The 18277-nt window shown below is 30.8% G+C and carries 28 protein-coding genes and 1 pseudogene; 25 read left to right on the top strand and 4 right to left on the bottom strand.

Annotated features, from left to right (window positions below):
- The first annotated feature begins 3 nt into the window (after positions 1 to 3).
- From ACPYPZ_RS03080 to ACPYPZ_RS02965, 24 genes and pseudogenes are all read left to right on the top strand, one after another.
- Positions 4 to 1179: a hypothetical protein gene (locus ACPYPZ_RS03080; protein ID WP_426461116.1), complete on the top strand. Its 1176-nt coding sequence runs from the start codon at positions 4 to 6 to the stop codon at positions 1177 to 1179.
- A gap of 1 nt (position 1180) precedes the next feature.
- The gene (locus ACPYPZ_RS03075) at positions 1181 to 1522 is read left to right on the top strand and encodes a thioredoxin family protein (protein WP_426461115.1); all 342 of its coding nucleotides are present in this window, start codon (positions 1181 to 1183) and stop codon (positions 1520 to 1522) included.
- A gap of 290 nt (positions 1523 to 1812) precedes the next feature.
- Positions 1813 to 2118 (top strand): 30S ribosomal protein S10, encoded by a 306-nt coding sequence (gene rpsJ, locus ACPYPZ_RS03070; RefSeq protein ID WP_426461114.1) that lies wholly within the window; start codon positions 1813 to 1815, stop codon positions 2116 to 2118.
- A gap of 20 nt (positions 2119 to 2138) precedes the next feature.
- Positions 2139 to 2798: pseudogene (gene rplC / locus ACPYPZ_RS03065) on the top strand (50S ribosomal protein L3); the annotation flags it as partial.
- Positions 2799 to 2932: 134 nt separating this feature from the next.
- Complete coding sequence (gene rplD, locus ACPYPZ_RS03060; protein WP_426461113.1) at positions 2933 to 3544, top strand: 50S ribosomal protein L4; 612 nt, start codon at positions 2933 to 2935, stop codon at positions 3542 to 3544.
- Positions 3544 to 4005, top strand: coding sequence for a 50S ribosomal protein L23 (gene rplW, locus ACPYPZ_RS03055; RefSeq protein WP_426461112.1), 462 nt, complete (start codon positions 3544 to 3546; stop codon positions 4003 to 4005). The genes rplD and rplW overlap by 1 nt, the downstream gene beginning before the upstream one ends.
- 146 nt (positions 4006 to 4151) lie before the next feature.
- Entirely contained in the window at positions 4152 to 4997 is an 846-nt protein-coding gene (rplB, locus tag ACPYPZ_RS03050; protein ID WP_426461110.1) for a 50S ribosomal protein L2, read from the top strand.
- Complete coding sequence (gene rpsS, locus ACPYPZ_RS03045; RefSeq protein WP_027333556.1) at positions 4997 to 5275, top strand: 30S ribosomal protein S19; 279 nt, start codon at positions 4997 to 4999, stop codon at positions 5273 to 5275. Before rplB ends, rpsS begins: the two co-directional genes overlap by 1 nt.
- The gene (rplV, locus tag ACPYPZ_RS03040) at positions 5275 to 5616 is read left to right on the top strand and encodes a 50S ribosomal protein L22 (protein ID WP_426461109.1); all 342 of its coding nucleotides are present in this window, start codon (positions 5275 to 5277) and stop codon (positions 5614 to 5616) included. Before rpsS ends, rplV begins: the two co-directional genes overlap by 1 nt.
- Positions 5616 to 6269, top strand: coding sequence for a 30S ribosomal protein S3 (rpsC, locus tag ACPYPZ_RS03035; protein ID WP_426461108.1), 654 nt, complete (start codon positions 5616 to 5618; stop codon positions 6267 to 6269). The genes rplV and rpsC overlap by 1 nt, the downstream gene beginning before the upstream one ends.
- The gene (gene rplP / locus ACPYPZ_RS03030) at positions 6269 to 6691 is read left to right on the top strand and encodes a 50S ribosomal protein L16 (protein WP_426461107.1); all 423 of its coding nucleotides are present in this window, start codon (positions 6269 to 6271) and stop codon (positions 6689 to 6691) included. The genes rpsC and rplP overlap by 1 nt, the downstream gene beginning before the upstream one ends.
- Entirely contained in the window at positions 6691 to 6885 is a 195-nt protein-coding gene (gene rpmC / locus ACPYPZ_RS03025; protein ID WP_426461105.1) for a 50S ribosomal protein L29, read from the top strand. The genes rplP and rpmC overlap by 1 nt, the downstream gene beginning before the upstream one ends.
- Before the next feature lie 2 nt (positions 6886 to 6887).
- A complete protein-coding gene (rpsQ, locus tag ACPYPZ_RS03020; protein WP_426461104.1) occupies positions 6888 to 7157 on the top strand; it encodes a 30S ribosomal protein S17 in 270 nt (89 codons plus the stop codon).
- Positions 7157 to 7522 carry a 50S ribosomal protein L14 gene (gene rplN, locus ACPYPZ_RS03015; RefSeq protein WP_426461103.1) on the top strand — a complete coding sequence of 122 codons (366 nt, stop codon included), beginning with the start codon at positions 7157 to 7159 and terminating at the stop codon, positions 7520 to 7522. The genes rpsQ and rplN overlap by 1 nt, the downstream gene beginning before the upstream one ends.
- 26 nt (positions 7523 to 7548) lie before the next feature.
- Positions 7549 to 7869: a 50S ribosomal protein L24 gene (rplX, locus tag ACPYPZ_RS03010; protein WP_426461102.1), complete on the top strand. Its 321-nt coding sequence runs from the start codon at positions 7549 to 7551 to the stop codon at positions 7867 to 7869.
- Positions 7870 to 7871: 2 nt separating this feature from the next.
- The gene (rplE, locus tag ACPYPZ_RS03005) at positions 7872 to 8417 is read left to right on the top strand and encodes a 50S ribosomal protein L5 (RefSeq protein WP_426461100.1); all 546 of its coding nucleotides are present in this window, start codon (positions 7872 to 7874) and stop codon (positions 8415 to 8417) included.
- Complete coding sequence (locus ACPYPZ_RS03000) at positions 8417 to 8602, top strand: type Z 30S ribosomal protein S14 (protein WP_426461098.1); 186 nt, start codon at positions 8417 to 8419, stop codon at positions 8600 to 8602. Before rplE ends, ACPYPZ_RS03000 begins: the two co-directional genes overlap by 1 nt.
- 2 nt (positions 8603 to 8604) lie before the next feature.
- A complete protein-coding gene (gene rpsH, locus ACPYPZ_RS02995; RefSeq protein ID WP_426461097.1) occupies positions 8605 to 9000 on the top strand; it encodes a 30S ribosomal protein S8 in 396 nt (131 codons plus the stop codon).
- Positions 8994 to 9548, top strand: a complete 555-nt coding sequence (gene rplF, locus ACPYPZ_RS02990) for a 50S ribosomal protein L6 (RefSeq protein ID WP_426461095.1) — start codon at positions 8994 to 8996, stop codon at positions 9546 to 9548. The genes rpsH and rplF overlap by 7 nt, the downstream gene beginning before the upstream one ends.
- A gap of 21 nt (positions 9549 to 9569) precedes the next feature.
- Complete coding sequence (gene rplR, locus ACPYPZ_RS02985) at positions 9570 to 9920, top strand: 50S ribosomal protein L18 (protein ID WP_426461094.1); 351 nt, start codon at positions 9570 to 9572, stop codon at positions 9918 to 9920.
- Positions 9920 to 10540, top strand: a complete 621-nt coding sequence (rpsE, locus tag ACPYPZ_RS02980) for a 30S ribosomal protein S5 (protein ID WP_426461092.1) — start codon at positions 9920 to 9922, stop codon at positions 10538 to 10540. Before rplR ends, rpsE begins: the two co-directional genes overlap by 1 nt.
- Complete coding sequence (gene rplO / locus ACPYPZ_RS02975; protein ID WP_426461091.1) at positions 10540 to 10983, top strand: 50S ribosomal protein L15; 444 nt, start codon at positions 10540 to 10542, stop codon at positions 10981 to 10983. Before rpsE ends, rplO begins: the two co-directional genes overlap by 1 nt.
- Before the next feature lie 270 nt (positions 10984 to 11253).
- Entirely contained in the window at positions 11254 to 11835 is a 582-nt protein-coding gene (locus ACPYPZ_RS02970; protein ID WP_426461089.1) for a hypothetical protein, read from the top strand.
- A 106-nt stretch (positions 11836 to 11941) separates the two neighbouring features.
- Positions 11942 to 13639 (top strand): PTS transporter subunit EIIC, encoded by a 1698-nt coding sequence (locus ACPYPZ_RS02965; RefSeq protein WP_426461088.1) that lies wholly within the window; start codon positions 11942 to 11944, stop codon positions 13637 to 13639.
- Positions 13640 to 13874: 235 nt separating this feature from the next.
- Here the strand turns inward: ACPYPZ_RS02965 and ACPYPZ_RS02960 are convergent, their stop codons facing one another.
- Positions 13875 to 14633 (bottom strand): MurR/RpiR family transcriptional regulator, encoded by a 759-nt coding sequence (locus ACPYPZ_RS02960; protein ID WP_426461087.1) that lies wholly within the window; start codon positions 14631 to 14633, stop codon positions 13875 to 13877.
- A gap of 32 nt (positions 14634 to 14665) precedes the next feature.
- On the opposite strand from ACPYPZ_RS02960, the gene ACPYPZ_RS02955 reads away from it, so the two are divergent.
- Positions 14666 to 15499 carry a histidinol-phosphatase gene (locus tag ACPYPZ_RS02955; protein WP_426461085.1) on the top strand — a complete coding sequence of 278 codons (834 nt, stop codon included), beginning with the start codon at positions 14666 to 14668 and terminating at the stop codon, positions 15497 to 15499.
- Positions 15500 to 15609: 110 nt separating this feature from the next.
- On the opposite strand, the gene ACPYPZ_RS02950 is transcribed toward ACPYPZ_RS02955, so the two are convergent.
- Genes ACPYPZ_RS02950 through ACPYPZ_RS02940 form a run of 3 tightly spaced genes read right to left on the bottom strand, consistent with a single transcriptional unit; the run spans position 15610 to position 18017 of the window.
- Positions 15610 to 15903 (bottom strand): hypothetical protein, encoded by a 294-nt coding sequence (locus ACPYPZ_RS02950; RefSeq protein ID WP_426461084.1) that lies wholly within the window; start codon positions 15901 to 15903, stop codon positions 15610 to 15612.
- Positions 15893 to 17230, bottom strand: coding sequence for an MAG4530 family protein (locus tag ACPYPZ_RS02945; protein ID WP_426461082.1), 1338 nt, complete (start codon positions 17228 to 17230; stop codon positions 15893 to 15895). The genes ACPYPZ_RS02950 and ACPYPZ_RS02945 overlap by 11 nt, the downstream gene beginning before the upstream one ends.
- A complete protein-coding gene (locus tag ACPYPZ_RS02940) occupies positions 17217 to 18017 on the bottom strand; it encodes a hypothetical protein (protein WP_426461081.1) in 801 nt (266 codons plus the stop codon). The genes ACPYPZ_RS02945 and ACPYPZ_RS02940 overlap by 14 nt, the downstream gene beginning before the upstream one ends.
- Positions 18018 to 18277: the final 260 nt, after the last annotated feature.

Genomic DNA, 18277 nt, shown 5'->3' with positions numbered 1-18277 from the left:
GCAATGTCTAAGGCCACTAAAAAACAACTTTTTCATAGTTTTAATTTAAAACAAATTGAGAAAGTTGAAACATTAAATATGGAGTACACACGAGACAAATTTATTACTTGAACAAAATGAATTCTGTTCTGTTTAATAACATTTGCTACTGTGTACTTTTTTGTATTAAAAATTACAAATTGCAACATTGGTATTGCTTATCAAATTTACGGATATATGTTTGGATTATTGTTCGGTGAATTAGTTTATTTATTTCCAATTGCTATTGTTTCATTTTTGATTTTGCTAATTTTAAAGCATAAATTAAAAAGATATGTAACATCAACATTTAGTAAACCTTTTAAAATTCCTTTTATTAGTTTTTATAAAACATTATCTTGAAGTTTTATCTTAGGATTTACGATTGTAGTTCTTATTTTAAAAATAGTTTTATTACACCAAAACTTTACAGGAAACTGATTTGATTTTCAAAATGTAAAATCTATGTTTTTAACTTCTTGATATGGCAAATTTTTATTAGAGAAACAATTAATTTATGGTCATTTAGGATTTATTGTTGATAATGTTTTAAATATACTTGTATTAATTTCGATGTCTCCGATCTTATTGTATTTAGTGATACTTATTTTAGTATTTATCATCTATTACATTAACTTTATAAAAACTAAAAAACTCGATTTTTTAGGAAAAAGTATAAAAAAATTAGATTTTTCTAATTTATCTAATATGATTAGATTAGGAAAAACACAATTTGTAGTAACAGATAGCACACAAGAATTTTTTAATTTCTTATTTTGATATAGTCGTAGAAATAACTTCAATATCAATCAAATGAATTACTTTGAAGTATTAAATAATTTATTAAGCCGTTTAAAGGATGGAAACGAGCTAAACTATCAAATTAATAAATTTAAGAATAAAGATAATAGGAACTATACAATGAACAATCCAGAAAAAAATAAAGATAAACCAAAACCAGAGGCTCAACTCAGTTGAGACGATAAGTTTGATTTATGAGATGATGCTTATCAAAAAGCTCAAGCAAAACAAAACTCTAAATATGTTCTAGAAAATTCTAAGAACATTGAAGGACATCCTTCAATTAGCTTTGAAAAGAAAGATATTAAAACTAAATTTAACCAACAACCAAAAGAAGAGAAACCAGAAAGTGAGGATTAAGATGAAAAAATATTTATGAGAAGAAGCACAAAGAATTATTAATTCAAACACTGAAAAGAAATTAATTTTCGCTGAATTTACAACTATTTGATGTGGTGATTGTCAAATGATGAAGCCAATTGTTAATCAAGTTGCAGAAAAATTTAAAAACAATCCAAATATTAAATTTATTGAAATCGATGCTGAAGAAGCACAATTATTTAGAAAAGTAGATACTAAATGAAAGGTGCTTAGAGTACCTACTATTATGTTAATCCAAGGACAAGAAATCATTGAAAAAGGATATGAATATATTCCGAGTGAAATATTAGAAAATTGAATTAACAAGAAATTATCAAATTAATCAAAGATGCCGCGTGCATCTTTTAATTTATAGATGTCTTATTATATATAAGAGAAAAATGATAAAATTACTATGCGTATGAGGTGTGATACACCGAAATGCGTTGTTAATTTTAAAAGTTGAAAAATTTGTCAAAATTTCGGTTTTGATTTTAAAACTTTTACTCTATAATATAGAAGCAACTAGCTAGGATCTATAAGGTTGCTAAATTGCCAAGATTAGTTGTCGAGGACAATTTAGGTTTTTATAGGGAGCTATGTTCAAATAAGAACAAAGGAGACAACAGTCAAATGAGTAAATTAAACATCAAAGTTAAAGGATTTGACCACGCTCTTGTTGATGAAGCTGCTAAAAAAATCTACACAGTAGCTAAAGAAACAGGCGCTAAAGTAAGTGGACCAGTTCCTTTACCTACACTTAGAGATGAAATTACTATTTTAAGATCTGTTCACGTTAACAAAAAATCTCGTGAACAATTCGAAAGCAGAACACACCAAAGATTAGTTGTTATTTCTGATCTTTCTGCAGATACACAAGACAAAATTAAAAGACTTGAATTACCAGTAGGTGTTGAAGTTCAAGTTAAAGTTAAATAAAGAATACCCAAGGAGTAAATATGAAAGGAATCTTAGGACGTAAAGTTGGTATGACTCAAATTTACAGTGAAGATGGATTAAGAATTCCAGTTACTGTAATCGAAGTACAACCAAATGTTGTGTCTAAAGTTTTAACAGAAGACAAGAATGGTTACGTTGCTACACAACTTGCAGTTTTTGATAAAAAAGCTTCAAGAACAAACAAACCAGAACTTGGACACTTTAAAAACGCAAACACAACACCTAAGCGCTACGTAAAAGAAGTTCGTGATATGTCAGGATACGAACTTGGACAAGAAATTAAAGCTGACATCTTTGTTGCTGGTGAACTTGTAGATGTTACAGGTACATCAAAAGGTAAAGGATTTGCCGGAACAATTAAAAGACACAACCAACACATCGGACCTAAATCACACGGTGGAGGAGGAGGTTCACAACCTGTTCGTCAAACTGGGTCATTAGGGGACATTTCAGGGAACAAAGTTGTTAAAGGTATGACAATGCCAGGACAACTTGGAAATGTTAAAACAACAGTTCAAAACCTTGAAATTGTTAAAGTGGATGTTGCAAACAACTTACTTTTAATTAAAGGATCAATTCCAGGACCTAAAAAAGGTTTCGTTACAGTTAAAGAAGCTGTTAAAGGACTTCCAAGTCACGAAGCTACAAAATTAGTTGATATTCAAGAAGTAATGTTAATGAACGAATTAGTTGAAAAAGCTAAAAAATACAACATTGAAGTTACAGTTGGAATGCACTCAAGTGAATTATCACAATTAATCGCTGATGCTGAAGCTCAAGAAGGAGATAAATAATGGCTGATAAAGTTACTAAAGTAGAATTCGAAGCTAAATTACCAGCTTCACTTTTCGCAAGTGAAAAAATCTACGAACAAGCTATTTTCGATACTATTCTTTCAGATAGAGCTTCAAAACGTCAAGGAACACACCAAGTTAAAAACCGTGCCGAAGTTTCAGGAAGTGGTAAAAAACCATGAAGACAAAAAGGTACAGGTCGTGCTAGAACAAGTTCTTTACGTACACCAGTATTCGTAGGTGGTGGTAGAGCATTTGGTCCACAATCAAACAAAAACTACTCACTTAAAGTTAACAAAAAAGTTAGATTTGCTGCTTTCACATCAGCTCTTACAATGTTAGCTAACGATAAAGCTGTTGCAATCAATGATTTAGCATTAGACACAATCTCAACTAAAAAATTAGTTTCATTACTTACAGAATTAAAAGTTAACGATTTAAGACACGTTTTAATCGTTACTGAAGATACAAACGTTTTCAAATCAGCAAGAAACTTACCAAACGTTGTTACATCAAAAGCTAACTCACTTTCAGTTGAATTACTTGTAGGTGCTGACGTTATGATTATTTCAAACGAAAGTTTAAAATTATTAGAAGGGAGAGCTAAATAATGGAATTAACAAGAGTTATTAAAGCTCCTATCTTAACAGAAAAAACTGACGCACAAAGAGCTGCTGGAGTTTACACATTTAAAGTTGACTTCCACGCTAACAAACACCAAATTGCTGAAGCTGTTGAAACAATTTTCGGTGTTAAAGTTACAAAAGTAAACACAATCAAAGTTGGTAAAAAAGCTAAAAACGTTGGACGTTTCCACGGATTTACAAACCGTTACAAAAAAGCTATGGTTTGAATCGCTGAAGGTGAAAACTTAAACTACTTACCTGAAGATGATGCACAAACATTAGAATCAGAAGAAGTTAAAGCAGAAAAAGAAGCAAAAGCTGCTAAAGCAAACGAAGTTGAAAACAAAGTTGCTGCTAAATTAGCTGCTAAAAAAGCTTCAGCTACAAAAGCTGCTAAAGCACCAGTAAAACAAGCTGTTACAAGACGTAAAGTTGGTGGAGAATAATAATACACTCCGATGAATTTTACGGACACAAACTATTAATATACTATTTGCACTATTATTACTCATTTATTTATTTGCACGCGGAAATATGTTTGCTTAAAAGACAGATCCGCAACTATTTTTAAGCAAAAGGAGAAAAGACACAAATGGCAATTAAACACTATAAGCCAACGACTAATGGTCGTAGAAACATGTCTGTTCTTGATTACAAACAAAACTTATCAGGTCATCAACCTACAAAATCACTTTTAGTTAACCTAAAAAATAATGCAGGTCGTAACAACCAAGGTAAGATTACTGTTAGACATCACGGAGGACGTGTTAAGAGATTCTACAGATTAGTAGATTTCAAACGTAATAAAGATAACATTCCTGCTATTGTTAAAACAATCGAATATGATCCAAACAGATCAGCAAACATTTGTTTATTAGCATACGCAGATGGAGAAAAAAGATACATTCTTGCTCCAAAAGGTATTCAATTAGGACAAACAGTTATTTCAGGAACAAACGTTGATATCGTTGTAGGTAACTCATTACCTCTTGCAAACATTCCTGAAGGTACATTTGTACACAACATTGAAATGCAACCTGGAGGTGGTGGAATCATCGCACGTAGTGCTGGTACATCAGCTCAAATTTTAGGGAAAGACGAAGACGGGAAATACGTTGTTTTAAGACTTAAATCAGGTGAAACACGTAGAATTTTAGCTCGTTGTCGTGCAACAATTGGTATTGTTGGAAACGAAGAACACTTACTTGTAAACGTTGGTAAAGCTGGAGTTAACAGACACAAAGGAATCAGACCTACAGTTCGTGGATCAGTTATGAACCCTGTAGACCACCCACATGGAGGAGGGGAAGGAAAACAACCAGTTGGACGTAAAGCCCCACTTACACCATGAGGTAAAAAAGCTCTTGGAGTTAAAACAAGAAAAACTAAGAAATCTTCAAATAAACTTATTTTAAGAAGAAGAAAGGATGCTAAATAATGGCACGTAGTCTTAAAAAAGGTCCATTTGCTGACGACCATTTACTTAAAAAAGTAGATGCTATTGTTGAAGGTAAAGCACCTAAAAAACCAATTAAAACTTGATCAAGACGTTCAACAATCTTTCCAAGCTTTGTTGGATTAACATTTGCGGTACACAATGGGAAACAATTTATTGAAGTTTATGTAACTGACGATATGGTTGGTCATAAATTAGGAGAATTCGCACCTACAAGAACATTCTCAGGTCACGGTGCAGATAAAGGTAAGAAAAAATAATGGCACAACAAGCAAAAGCACACGTTAAATTACAAAGAGTAAGTGTTAAGAAAGCTAAATTAGTTGCTAACTTATTCAGAGGTAAAGATGTTTCTTTAGCTCTTGGTATCTTACACAACACATCTAAAAAATCAGCTCCTATTTTCATTAAATTATTAAACTCAGCTATCGCAAACGCTACAAACAACCATGGAATGGACGCATCAAAATTATTTATTAAAGAAGTTTATGTAAATGAAGGTCCTACACTTAAAAGATTCCAACCAAGAAGCCAAGGTAGAGCTTACTCTATCTTAAAACGTACATCAAACTTATCAATCGTATTAGAGGAGAGAAACTAATGGGTCAAAAGGTTAATCCAAATGGATTCCGTTACGGAGTTACTAAAAAACACAACACACAATGATTTGCTGAAAAAGCAGACTTTGGTAAATACTTAGTAGAAGATGCAAAAATCTACAAATTCTTTGATAAATTAGTACGTAAATACGAACTTGGTAAAGTTGAAGTAAAAAGAAACCAACAAAACAAAATTACAGTAGTGTTACACACAGCAAAACCTGGTGTTGTATTAGGAACAGAAGGTAAAAACGTTCAAGAATTAACTGTTTCATTACAAAAATACTTAAAAAACAAAAACGCAAACATCAACATCAAAGTTGTTGAACTTGCAAAACCTGAACTTAATGCAAAATTACTTGCAGAGATGATTGCAACAAAATTAGAAAACCGTGAAAGCTTCCGTTCAGCACAAAAAATCGCTATTAGAAGTGCTATGCGTGCTGGAGCTAAAGGAATTAAAACTGCAGTTAGTGGTCGTTTAAACGGTGTTGATATGGCTCGTACAGAAGGATATTCTGAAGGAGAAATGAAACTTCACACACTTAGACAAAATGTTGATTATGCTACAGCAACAGCTAGAACAACATATGGAGCTATCGGAGTTAAAGTATGAGTATCATTAGGTGAAATTTTGGAAGGAGAAAATAAATAATGCTTCAACCAAAAAGAACAAAATACAGAAAACCATTCTTAGTTAAACACGACAAACGTAAGGCTACTAAAGGTAACACAGTTGCTTTTGGTGAATTCGGATTACAAGCAGTTACATCAGCATGAGTAACAGCTCGTCAAATCGAATCAGCTCGTATCGCTGCTACACGTAGAATGGGACGTGAAGGGCAAGTTATTATTCGTATTTTCCCTCACTTCGCTAAAACATCAAAACCTATCGGAGTTCGTATGGGATCTGGTAAGGGTACACCTGAATTATGATACACAGCAGTTAAAGTAAACACAATGATGTTCGAAGTCGCAGGAGTTCCTGAAGACGTTGCACGTGATGCTTTACGTTTAGCTGGTCACAAATTACCTGTTAAATGAAAAATTGTTAAAAGAGAAGAAGGAGATAAGTAATGCTTTATAAAGATTTACAAAACAAATCAGTTGAAGAACTTCAACAATTAGTTGCTGATTTAAAAGCTGAATTATTTACTTTAAGATACAGAAATGTAACAGGTGACTTAAAAGAAACACACAAAATTTCAGTTATTAGAAAAGACATCGCAAAAGCTCTTACAGCTTTAAACGAAAAACAAGGAGCTAAATAGTTATGGAAAGAAACACAAGAAAAACCTTAGTAGGTACAGTTGTTTCTGCTGGTAAATCAGCAAAAACAATTATCGTTGCTGTTGACACATACAAAAAACACCCTCTTTACTCAAAACGTTTCAAATCAACAAAACGTTTCGCAGTACATGATGAAAACCAAATTGCAAACCTTGGTGACATTGTTGTTATCATGGAAACAAGACCACTTTCAAGAACAAAACACTTCAGATTAGTTTCAGTTAAACAAGCTGCTATCGAAGGAGCAAACTAATGCTTTTAGAACTTTCAAGAGCAAACGTTGCTGATAACACAGGTGCTAAAGAAATCGGTGTTATTCGTATTTTAGGTGGATCTAAAAAGAAAATTGCAAAAATTGGTGATGTAGTTGTATGTTCAGTTAAAAAAGCTATGCCAAACGGTATGGTTAAAGAAGGACAAGTAGTTAAAGCGGTTGTAGTTCGTTCACGTTACGGAATTCACCGTGGAAACGGTTCATACATTCGTTTTGATGATAACGCTGTTGTAATACTTAAAGAAGACGGAACACCACGTGGAACACGTGTATTTGGTCCAGTTGCACGTGAAATTCGTGAAAAATATCCAAAAATCGTTTCTCTTGCACCAGAGGTATTATAGTCAAAACATTGAAGGAGTTAAGACATATGAAATTCAAAAAAGATGATGAAGTAATCGTTATTGCTGGTAAAGAAAAAGGAAAAATTGGAAGAATTGAAAGAGTATTACACAAAACAAACAGAGTTGTTATTAAAGACATTAACATCGTTACAAAACACAACAAACCTACTCAACAAAACCAAGATGGTTCTATAACTGAAAAAGAAGCTCCAATCCACGCTTCAAATGTTGCTTATTTAGTTAAAAAAGCATCAAAAAACTCTCCAGCCGAATATTCAAAACTTGGATACACATTCAAAGATGGTAAAAAAGTGAGAGTTGTAAGAAAAACTAAGAAGGAAATCTAATTATGTTAAAAAACACATATAAAGAAAAAGTAGTACCTGCTTTACAAGAAAAATACAACTACTCATCAATCATGGAAGTGCCAAGAATTGAAAAAATCGTTATTAACATGACAGCTGGAAAAGAAGTTTCAAACTCAAAAGCTATTGAAGAAGTTTTAAACGAATTAACACAAATTACAGGTCAAAAACCTTTCCAAACAAGAGCTAAAAAATCTAACGCTTCATGAAAACTTCGTGAAGGAATGCCTATGGGTGGTAAAGTTACACTTCGTAGAGACAGAATGTGAGACTTTTTAGAAAAATTAATTAATGTTGCAATGCCACGTATTCGTGATTTCCGTGGAGCTAACCCTAAAGCATTTGACGGTAGAGGAAACTACGCTTTAGGTATTAAAGAAGAAATTATTTTCCCAGAAATTGAATTCGACAAAATTCGTCGTATTAAAGGACTTGACGTTCTTATCGTAACAACAGCTAACACAGATAAAGAAGCTAAAAGCTTACTTGAACTTTTAGGTGTACCATTTGATAAAAAAGGAGCTAAATAATGGCTAGAAAAGCATTAATCGAAAAAGCTAAACGTCAACCAAAATTCTCATCACGTGCTTACACACGTTGTGAATTATGTGGACGTCCACACGCTGTTTTAAGAAAATATAAAGTATGTCGTATCTGCTTTAGAAACCTTGCACACGAAGGAAAAATTCCAGGTATGAAGAAAGCGAGTTGATAATTATGTTTATTACAGATCCAATTTCAGATTTAATCGTTAGAATTAAAAACGCTAACGCTAGAAAACACAAAACAGTTTCAATTCCTTACTCAGTGAAAAAAGAAGCTATTGTTAAGTTAATTGAAAGAGAAGGGTACATTACATCTTACGAAGTTAAAGGTGAAGGTGTTAACAAAGAATTAGTTGTTACTTTAAAATTCAAAAAAGGTCAAGCTGCAATCGTTGGGATTAAAAGAGTTTCAAAACCTGGACTTAGAGTATATGTAAAATCAGAAGATATGCCTACAGTACTTTCAGGATATGGAACAGTTATTATTTCTACATCAAAAGGACTTATGACAGGAAAAGAAGCTAGAAAGGAAAATGTAGGTGGTGAAATCATCGCTTACATTTGATAGGTAATAGTATGTCTCGTGTTGGAAACCGTATTTTAACAATTCCTGCAGGAACAACAGTTACTGTTGATGGAACTAAAGTTACTGTTAAAGGTAAATTAGGAACATTAGAAAGAATTTTTAGTCCACTTATCGCTGTTAATGTAGAAGATAACACAGTAAAAACAACTCGTGCAAACGAAGAAAAACACACAAAACAATTACACGGAACAACAAACTCACACATCTCAAACATGATTAAAGGTGTAAGTGAAGGTTACAAAATTGAATTAGAAATTAAAGGGGTTGGATACAAAGCAACTCTTAAAGGAAACCAATTAGAAATCGCTGCTGGTTACTCACACCCAGTTGTATTAGATATTCCTGCTGATGTTACAGTAACAGTTGGTAAACCAACAGAAGTTACTGTTACAGGAATCGACAAACAAAGTGTTGGACACTTTGCATCAGTTATTCGTGCAGTTAGAAAACCTAACGTTTACTCAGGTAAAGGTATTTCTTACAAAGGTGAACAAATCAGACGTAAAGAAGGGAAAACAGCTTCTAAATAATTTAGAGCTTAGGTATTTAATATGGCAAAATTATCAAGAAATCAAGCTAGAAAAGTTAAACACGTTCGTTTACGTCAACACATTTCTGGTACAGCTACAAAACCACGTTTAAACGTATTTAAATCTCACCAAAACTTTTATGCACAATTAATCGATGACTCTAAAGGAGTTACATTAGCAAGTGTTTCAACATTAAACTCTGGCACATACGGAGGAAATGTTGAAGCTGCTAAAAAACTTGGATTAGAAATGGGTGATAAAATTAATGCTTTAGGTATCAAAGAAGTTGTCTTTGACCGTGCTGGTTACATCTACCACGGAAGAGTTAAAGCATTTGCTGAAAGCGTAAGAGAAAAAGGAGTTAAATTCTAATGGAAAACCAAAAAGAAACAAAAGTTGTAGCAACAGGAACACAAGAAGTTACAGCTAAAAAAGTGTCAAAAGAAAACGTTAAAGAAAACCAAGACCGTAGACCACGTCAAAACCAAAACAGAAGACCAAGAAGAGCAAAAGTAGAATCTGAATTTAGTGAAAAAGTTGTTGATATTGCTCGTGTTACAAAAGTTGTTAAAGGTGGAAGAAGATTTAGCTTTAGTGCCTTTGTTGTAGTAGGTAACAAAAAAGGTTTAGTTGGATATGGACACGGAAAAGCAAACGAAGTTCCAGATGCAATTAAAAAAGCTATCAAAGACGCACAAAACAACCTTGTATCAGTTCCAGTAGTTAACGGAACAGTACCACACGAAACAAACGCAAAATTCTTAGCTTCTAGAGTTATGTTAAAACCTGCTCCAAAAGGAAAAGGGTTAATTGCTTCAGGAACAGTTCGTGCCGTAGTTGAATTAGCAGGATACACCGACATTGTTACTAAAACATATGGTTCACGTTCAAAAGCAAACACAGTTAAAGCTACAGTTGAAGCTTTAAAAACTCTTAGAACAGTAGAACAAATTGCTGAAATCAGAGACAAAAAAGTAAAGGACTTCGAATAATGGAAAGAATTAGATTAAACGAATTAAAATTTGCAGAAGGTTCAAGACCAGAAAAACACCGTAAAGGTCGTGGACACGCTGCAGGTAAAGGTAAACAAGCTGGTAAAGGTCAATCAGGACAAAACAAACGTAAAGGACACAGACTTGGATTTGAAGGGGGACAAACTCCTTGATTCAGACGTATTGGTAAACGTGGATTTACAAACGTTAACCACATCGAATTCCAAGTTGTTAACTTAGATCAATTAGAAACTCGTTTCAACGCTGGTGATGAAGTAACAATCGAAGCATTATTTGAAAAAAACCTTGTAAAAAGAACATTACCAATCAAAGTTTTAGGTAAAGGAACATTATCTAAAAAACTTACAGTTAGAGTTCACAAAGTTAGTGCATCAGCTAAAGCTGCTATCGAAGCTGCTGGTGGTTCAGTAGAAGAATTATAATTATTCCAAATTTCTAAAAATAAAAAGAAAGCTCGCATAATCAAAGCTTTCTTTTTTGATTCTTGAATGATATGGAACGAAAAATATTATTTCCACAATAATATTACAATTAAAGACTAATTCAAATATTGATATTTATAAAGACTATAATTAAGATGGAAGGAAACTTCCAAGTATTTATTCAGGATAAGATATGGAGATTAATGCAAATGTGACTTTTATTTTAATAAATTAAAAGTAATTATTAATCCGTAAAAGAAAAGGGTATTTATGAAAAAAGAAAAACTGAATATGCATAATTTTGCTATATTGGTCTTTAATATTTTCTTTTTGCTACTAATTTTAGTAGGAATTTATAATATTTTATTTTTTGGAATTTCAGATATAGTCGATTGAAGACCACGGAGAAATTATACCCCTGGTGATGGTTCAGCATTTACTAATATTGTGATGTGTGTCTTTTCGATAATTTGTTATATTCCTTTTATTGTTGGATTGTGAATAACACAATTCGTAATTTTAAAACTTAAAGGTAATTCGATTTTACAGTCTCTTTTTCCGATATTTTATATTAAAAAAGAATTCAAAAATGAATTTTCAAGTAAAAAATCACTATTGATTTCTTATATTATTTTGATAATATGCTTTAGTGTGACATTTTTAGGTCTATACTTATCATTGTTAATTCTGCCTGCACTTGCTAACGGAGTATATAATCTAATGAGTTTCTTCGCTAATGCGATATTTATTCCTACTGGATATTTTGCACCACTTTTGGTTGCTATAGGTTTATTAATAGCAATGTTAGTAGATTTAAAACTATCACATTATAAAGCGAAAGCAAAACTATAATCTTAAAGTAGATGCGGTAGCATCTGCTTTTTATATTCTTAAAAAGAATAAAAAAAGATGCATTTTTTCTTAAAATTTTGATGTATTTATAATTTGAAAGGTTAAAATGCATATAAAGAAAATCAATTTACCTCAACCAGTTCGAAGCTTTAACAAAAAAGTTCGCTCAGGTTTTGAAAGATTTGGACGTGCACTTGTTTTACCAGTATCAATTTTACCTATTATGGCTATGATAGGTGCAATTGGTTACATTATGATTTCTGCTGGTAATAAAACAGGAGCTACAGATAGTGCGACATTTAAAGCTATCGCAAATGCAATTAAGTTAATTGGTATGGCACCAATTTATAATCTTGATATTTTATTTGCTGTTGGATTAGCTGCTGGACTTGCTAAAGAAGAAAAAGTCTCTGCTGCACTATGTGGTATTGCTGCTATTATTGGAATTTATTTTGCAGCAAACGTTTTATTTACATATTCAAATATTGAAGCAAGTTTACCAAAAGATTTAGTTGGTAAACTCGAAACAATCAATCGTTTTGGAAAATACAGCAAGGGATTTAATTTAAATGCTCTTGGTGGAATTTTCGCAGGTTACATAGGATACTTAACACATAAATACACATACAAATTACAATTCCCTACTGCTATTGCTTTCTTTGGTGGACCTAAATTCTCACCAGTTGCTACTTTCCTAATTAGCTTCTTATTAGGTTTACCACTTACATATCTTTGAGTTTACATTTATAAAGCAATGGCTTTATTAGGACAAACAATTCGTTCTTTAAAAGCTGGTGGTTCATTCCTTTATGGATTTACTAACCGTTTACTTTTACCAATGGGATTACACAATGTTCCAAATGCTATTTTAAGATATACAGCTGCTGGTGGTGAGTGAACTCATACACTTGCTGATGGGCAAAAAGAAACATTCTATGGATTTTACAATATCTTATTAGCTAAATTACAATATGGAGTGCATATTACAGCTAGTGACTCTATGATTTCTAATGGAACATATCCTACAAATATTTTTGCTCTTCCTGGTGCTGCAGTTGGTATGTTTTTAGCTGTACCAAAAGATAAACGTAAAGTTGCTGCACCAATTATTTTTGGAGCTGTTTCATCTGCTGTACTTTCAGGTGTAACTGAACCTATTGAATTTACTTTTATTTTTACAGCACCTATTTTATGAATCGTGCACGCTATTCTAACAGGGTTTACATATATGTTTATGTATTTAGCTAATGCAGGTATGGTAGCTGGAACAGGTGAAGGAATTATTACATGATTTATTTACAATGCACCAGCGTATGCAATTGTAAATCGTGTTTGAATGCTTTGAGCACTTGGACCTGTATTCTTTATCGAATACTTATTAGTGTTTTACTTCTTAATTACTAAATTAAACCTCAAAACACCAGGACGTGATGGTAATGAATTTAAATTAATGACTAAAAAAGAATTTAAATCACAAATGGCTAAGCGTTCTGAAGAAAAAGAAGCCGCTAATGAATTGCTTCACAATGAAGAACTTAAAGGTGAAAAAACTGCTGATATCGAGTTATCTGAAGAATTAATTTCAGCATACGGTGGTTTTGAAAATATGACTGAAATTGGTGCATGTATTTCACGTCTTAGAATATCTGTGAAAGATAAAACAAAAGTTAATCAAGCTAGACTAACTGAATTAGGAGCTCGTGCAGTGGTTGAATCTGGAGAACAAATTCAATCAGTTTATGGAGCTAAAGCGATGGTTTATGCTCGAATTATTAATATTATTAAAAGGATAACAGAAAAATAATGTCAATTTCTTATGTCTTTATTATAGTTTTTAGTCTTTGTGCTCTTATCTTATTTAGTATTGGTGTTGCGATTATAATTTATCGCAAAAGAAAAAGTGTCGTAATAGACACTAGTGATTCATTAAAATATCGAGATCAAATTTTTAATTTATTTCGTAGATACTTACCATGGACATTTATGTTAGGTTCATTGGTGTGCGTTGCGGTTATTATTAGATATTTAATAGAAGTTATTTAAATATGAAGTAATAAAATAGAAAGAAAAATATTTAAACAATTACTAAAGTCAATCGGTTCTAATTTGTTAAGTTCTGGATTTTGAACGTAATCTAGCAAGTTAACCGATAAATCAGCTTGAATTTCTTGTTTAAATTTTGAACCATTAATATATATTACTTTAGCACCTTTATTTTGTGCTTGGATTGTTGGGATAATTGTTTCTGTAGTAATTCCACTACGTGAGATACAAATAATTAAGGTTTCTGAATCAGCTGATATTGCTGTAGCATACTTTAAAGAAAAATCTACTGGCATATTCACAAAATATCCTAGTTTTAATAATGCGGTATAAAATTCAGAACCAATTCGTAGTGATGAACCAGAACTGTAAATTAAAATTTTCTTTGCAGTTTTCATTTCAGTGACAATTTTGCCAAAATCAAACTCAGCAATATTTTTAGAAAAACAATTAATAGTATTTAGTAAATTAGTTACTTGATTAGTTTTGTGCGAATGTAATAACATATGCTTATCACGATAGTTGGCTAATTGATTTTGAAAATCACTATAGCTTTCTAATCCTAGTTTTGCTACAAACTTCGAGATACTGCTTTGTGTGGTGCAACATAATTCTGCTAGTGCAGTACTATTTAGTTTTTCAATTTGGTGCATATTAGTAAGAACGGTGCGAGCAATATTACCTGTTGTTCCGTCTTTATAAACAAAGTTTAAAATTCTTTTAACGAGCTCTGACTTTTTAATATTATTAACCATATAAAAATTATATGAGTTTTTAAGGAGAAAATATGAAATATGATTATCATATGCATACTTTTTACTGTAAGCATGCAGATGTTTCGGTTGCGGAATTAGTTGCTGAATATCTTAATCGTGGATTTATTGAAATGGGAATTTCAGATCACATTCCTTATCCTGGTGAATTAGATTCAAAAGATAATTCAAGAATGTATCTGAAAGAAATGGAATTATATTTAAACGAAATTAAGGAACAGCAAAGCAAAAATGGAAATAAGATCAAAATTTATGCAGGTTTTGAAAGTGAGTACTTTCCAACTATGCATAATTGATATACTGAATTATTAAAAAGAGATGATGTAGATTACCTTATTCTAGGAATTCATGCTGTTGAAAATTTAGATCCAGAAAATAACTTCAATAAAAACTGTACAAATAAATATCAACTCCAAAGATATTGAGATGCGATTAACCAAGGTATGCGAACTGGAATGTTTTTATATGCGGTGCATCCAGACTTTTATATGAAATCATATGAAGTTTGAGATGAAGATTGTCAAAAACTAGCAGAGCAAATTTGTGATTTAGCATTAGAGTTAGATTTTCCGCTCGGATTTAATATTAATGGATTTTGAAAGGGTCCTAGAGTAATAGGAAATGTTTATCGTAATAAATACCCAATTCACGAATTTTGAAAAGTTGCAAAAGCAAAAGGTGTCAAAATTTTATTAGAATCAGATACTCATCATAAAAAGCAATTATATGATAAGGAAATTATAGATAAGACACATCAATTATTAAAAGATTGAGAAATTGATCATTTATTAGTTGATAAAGTAGATGTGGAGCTATATAAAGAAAGATTAAAGACAATCCTTAAATAATATTTTTATATCAAAAAGCATCTTAGTATTGTTGAGATGCTTTTTTTGTTTTATTATAAGAATATAAAAACAGACACATTAATTGTGTCTGCATAAATCCTGGGTTACAACTAATATTTTTTAAATTCTAGGATACTGTACAATATCAGAAATTTCTTTCCAAGACAAAATGGTATAGTTTTTAAAATGATAAGACAAAAGAATTTAGAACCAAAATAAAATGTAATTAGAAAGCAAATTGTACCGAGCGAAGCAAATAATCCACGATCTGGCTTTAATGAAACAGCTGCACTTAACAATAAAATACTATAGACTAAAAACATTAAAGCTAAAATGAAATTAAAAAATATTTTAATTCCTGTCGCTTGGTTAAAAGCAATTCTAATTTTATCTCTATTTGACATTGTTTACCTCCAAGTAAGTAATTAGAATGAGATATCTAATATCTACTTTAGTTTCAACAGGATTAAAAGCATTTAATATTTGCTTAACATTTTCATCACAAGTTTCTAGATTTAATTTACTTTTTAGTTTGTTTACTGAATTTATAGAATCAAAAGTTTGCTTAATATCTAAGATGCTGAATTGATTATTAGTGTTGCACTCATAAAACAATTCTGTCACTTTTTGTTTATTTTTTAAGAATTCATATGTATTTTGGTATGTCCTAAGAATTAATTTCGATTCTATTATGTGATTTAAAATATTATTAAATTTAGAATTCAATATTAAGTTGTTCTTTGCTATGATTTTTTGAATTTTTCTATTGATATTATCTTTATTTAGTATTTGTTCTCAATTCTTAAATTCATGTTGAGATACAAAATAAGTTGTAAATAAATTGCAAATTAGTTTTGTTGAATAAATTTCTTCTATTTTTAATTTATCATTTAAGAGATTACTTATTTTCTTATTATTTTGTTCTAACATAAAGTTAATATCTCGAATAATATTCACTGATTTTTCATCAGAGATATTAAAATTTAAATATTTAATTAATTGTGCGTATTTATCTAATAATGCTATTTCTGGTTTAACAGTATAAATTCCTTTGTGTTTTGTAATAAATTTCTTAGGAACTCAACTTGTATTTGAAATTCCAATCTTAGTCTTACCTAAATAACCAGAAAGAAATAAACCATCATTAAATTCAATGTTATCTAGGTTTTTTTCTATTTTGTTGTCTGCTTTAAATGTGCTGAACTGAAATAAATCGATGTCGTTAATTTTTCTAAAGTTTTTATTTCAAAAAATATCAGGTACAGCAGAACCATAAACGGCATAATTTTCTTTTGAAAAATGTTTAAGCATTTTTCTATCAAAACTATCTAAATTAAAGAAATATAATCTTGTGCTTTTAAATTTAGCGAATTGAAAATTAAGTAGATAATAAGCTCTTAGTGCTCTTAAGCTTTTACAATCTTTCTTTTTGAAAATTAAGACAAGAATAGACTTTACAATTAAATAAATTGAAAATAGCCAAATTAGCAATGTACCAAATCAAAATAAAAAGATTTTTCATGTTGAAATAGGGCTGCTGCCTCTGTTTAAAAAGAAGTTATTTGGAATAAAGAAACCGATTGTGAAAATAATTAAGTTAGTTCCTGCGATCAAAAAAATAATTCCAAATAAAATAATAATTAGTATTTTTTTGACTGTGCTTTCATAGTATGCTATTTCTTTAATTTTTTTTTGAACAAATTCTGCTTTATCTTTTTTAATTGTATCCATATAAAATTTCACTTCTTTCTTGTTCCGCTTTTATTCTTTCGGCTTCTGAATATTTTATTTTTGCATTATTCATATATTGTTCGCTTTTGTTTCAAATATCATTATTCGTTCACCTTTTAATAAGGTAAGTTAAAGAAATTTTGTCTTTTCAATTCATATTAATCAAATAATTATAATAATCATCTGCATATTTATGTGTTTCAAACACATTCCTTTTATTTCTAATCGATTCTCCTAAAAAGAAAAGTAAGCGTGTTGCACTTGGTGTTGAAACTGTGTATATTCATTTTTGAATTTTTGAATAAATAAATAATAATTGTGACGCAGCATATAATGATGCACCAATTTCTGTTTGAGATACTGGGTCTAGCATATCTGCTGCTGCGGATGACATTTCCTCTATAAAATCATAAAGTTCAGTTCTGAAATTATTAATCCATTCTTCATAGTCGTTAACATTTTTTATAAAAAGTTGGAAACGTCATTCGAGTGAATATCATTCACTATCAGTAACATATTTACTAATTTGAACTTCTTTTAAATATTGCTCAGCAGAAACGTTATATGGACCTACCGGCATGTCTGATGATGCGCTTCTGCTTTTAGAATTTAATCTAACTTTTAAAAGTGTCACTGCTGCTAAGCTATCCTCTGCCTCTTCTCTTATACCTTGAAGGTGAGCTACTAATTGTGATTTGTTTAGTTTTTTTAACTCTTCTAGAATTTTTTGTGTTTCAGCTTCGACAGATTGCGAATCTTGAACAACTATATTTTGAGTTATCAACATAATTACTCCTTGTTTTTAATTTGTAGATAGAATAATATTCTCCTACACTATAATTATATTATTTCTCAAATACAATATTTTTCACTTTCTAAAATAGAATATTTTAATTGAGCATATTATATTAATAGTAATATGTCATATTATTTGTCTGTATCGTTTTTGTTTCTTATTATTCATTCAAATAAAAATTAAAAAAAATAAAAATTTCTCTTTGATTTTTAATTTTGCTGTTATAATAATTAAGCAAATTCAACGATGCT

The organism is Mycoplasma hafezii (assembly GCF_049942695.1).
Lineage (GTDB): Bacteria > Bacillota_I > Bacilli_A > Mycoplasmatales > Metamycoplasmataceae > Mycoplasmopsis > Mycoplasmopsis hafezii.
This window is presented reverse-complemented; position numbering and strand designations above follow the sequence as displayed.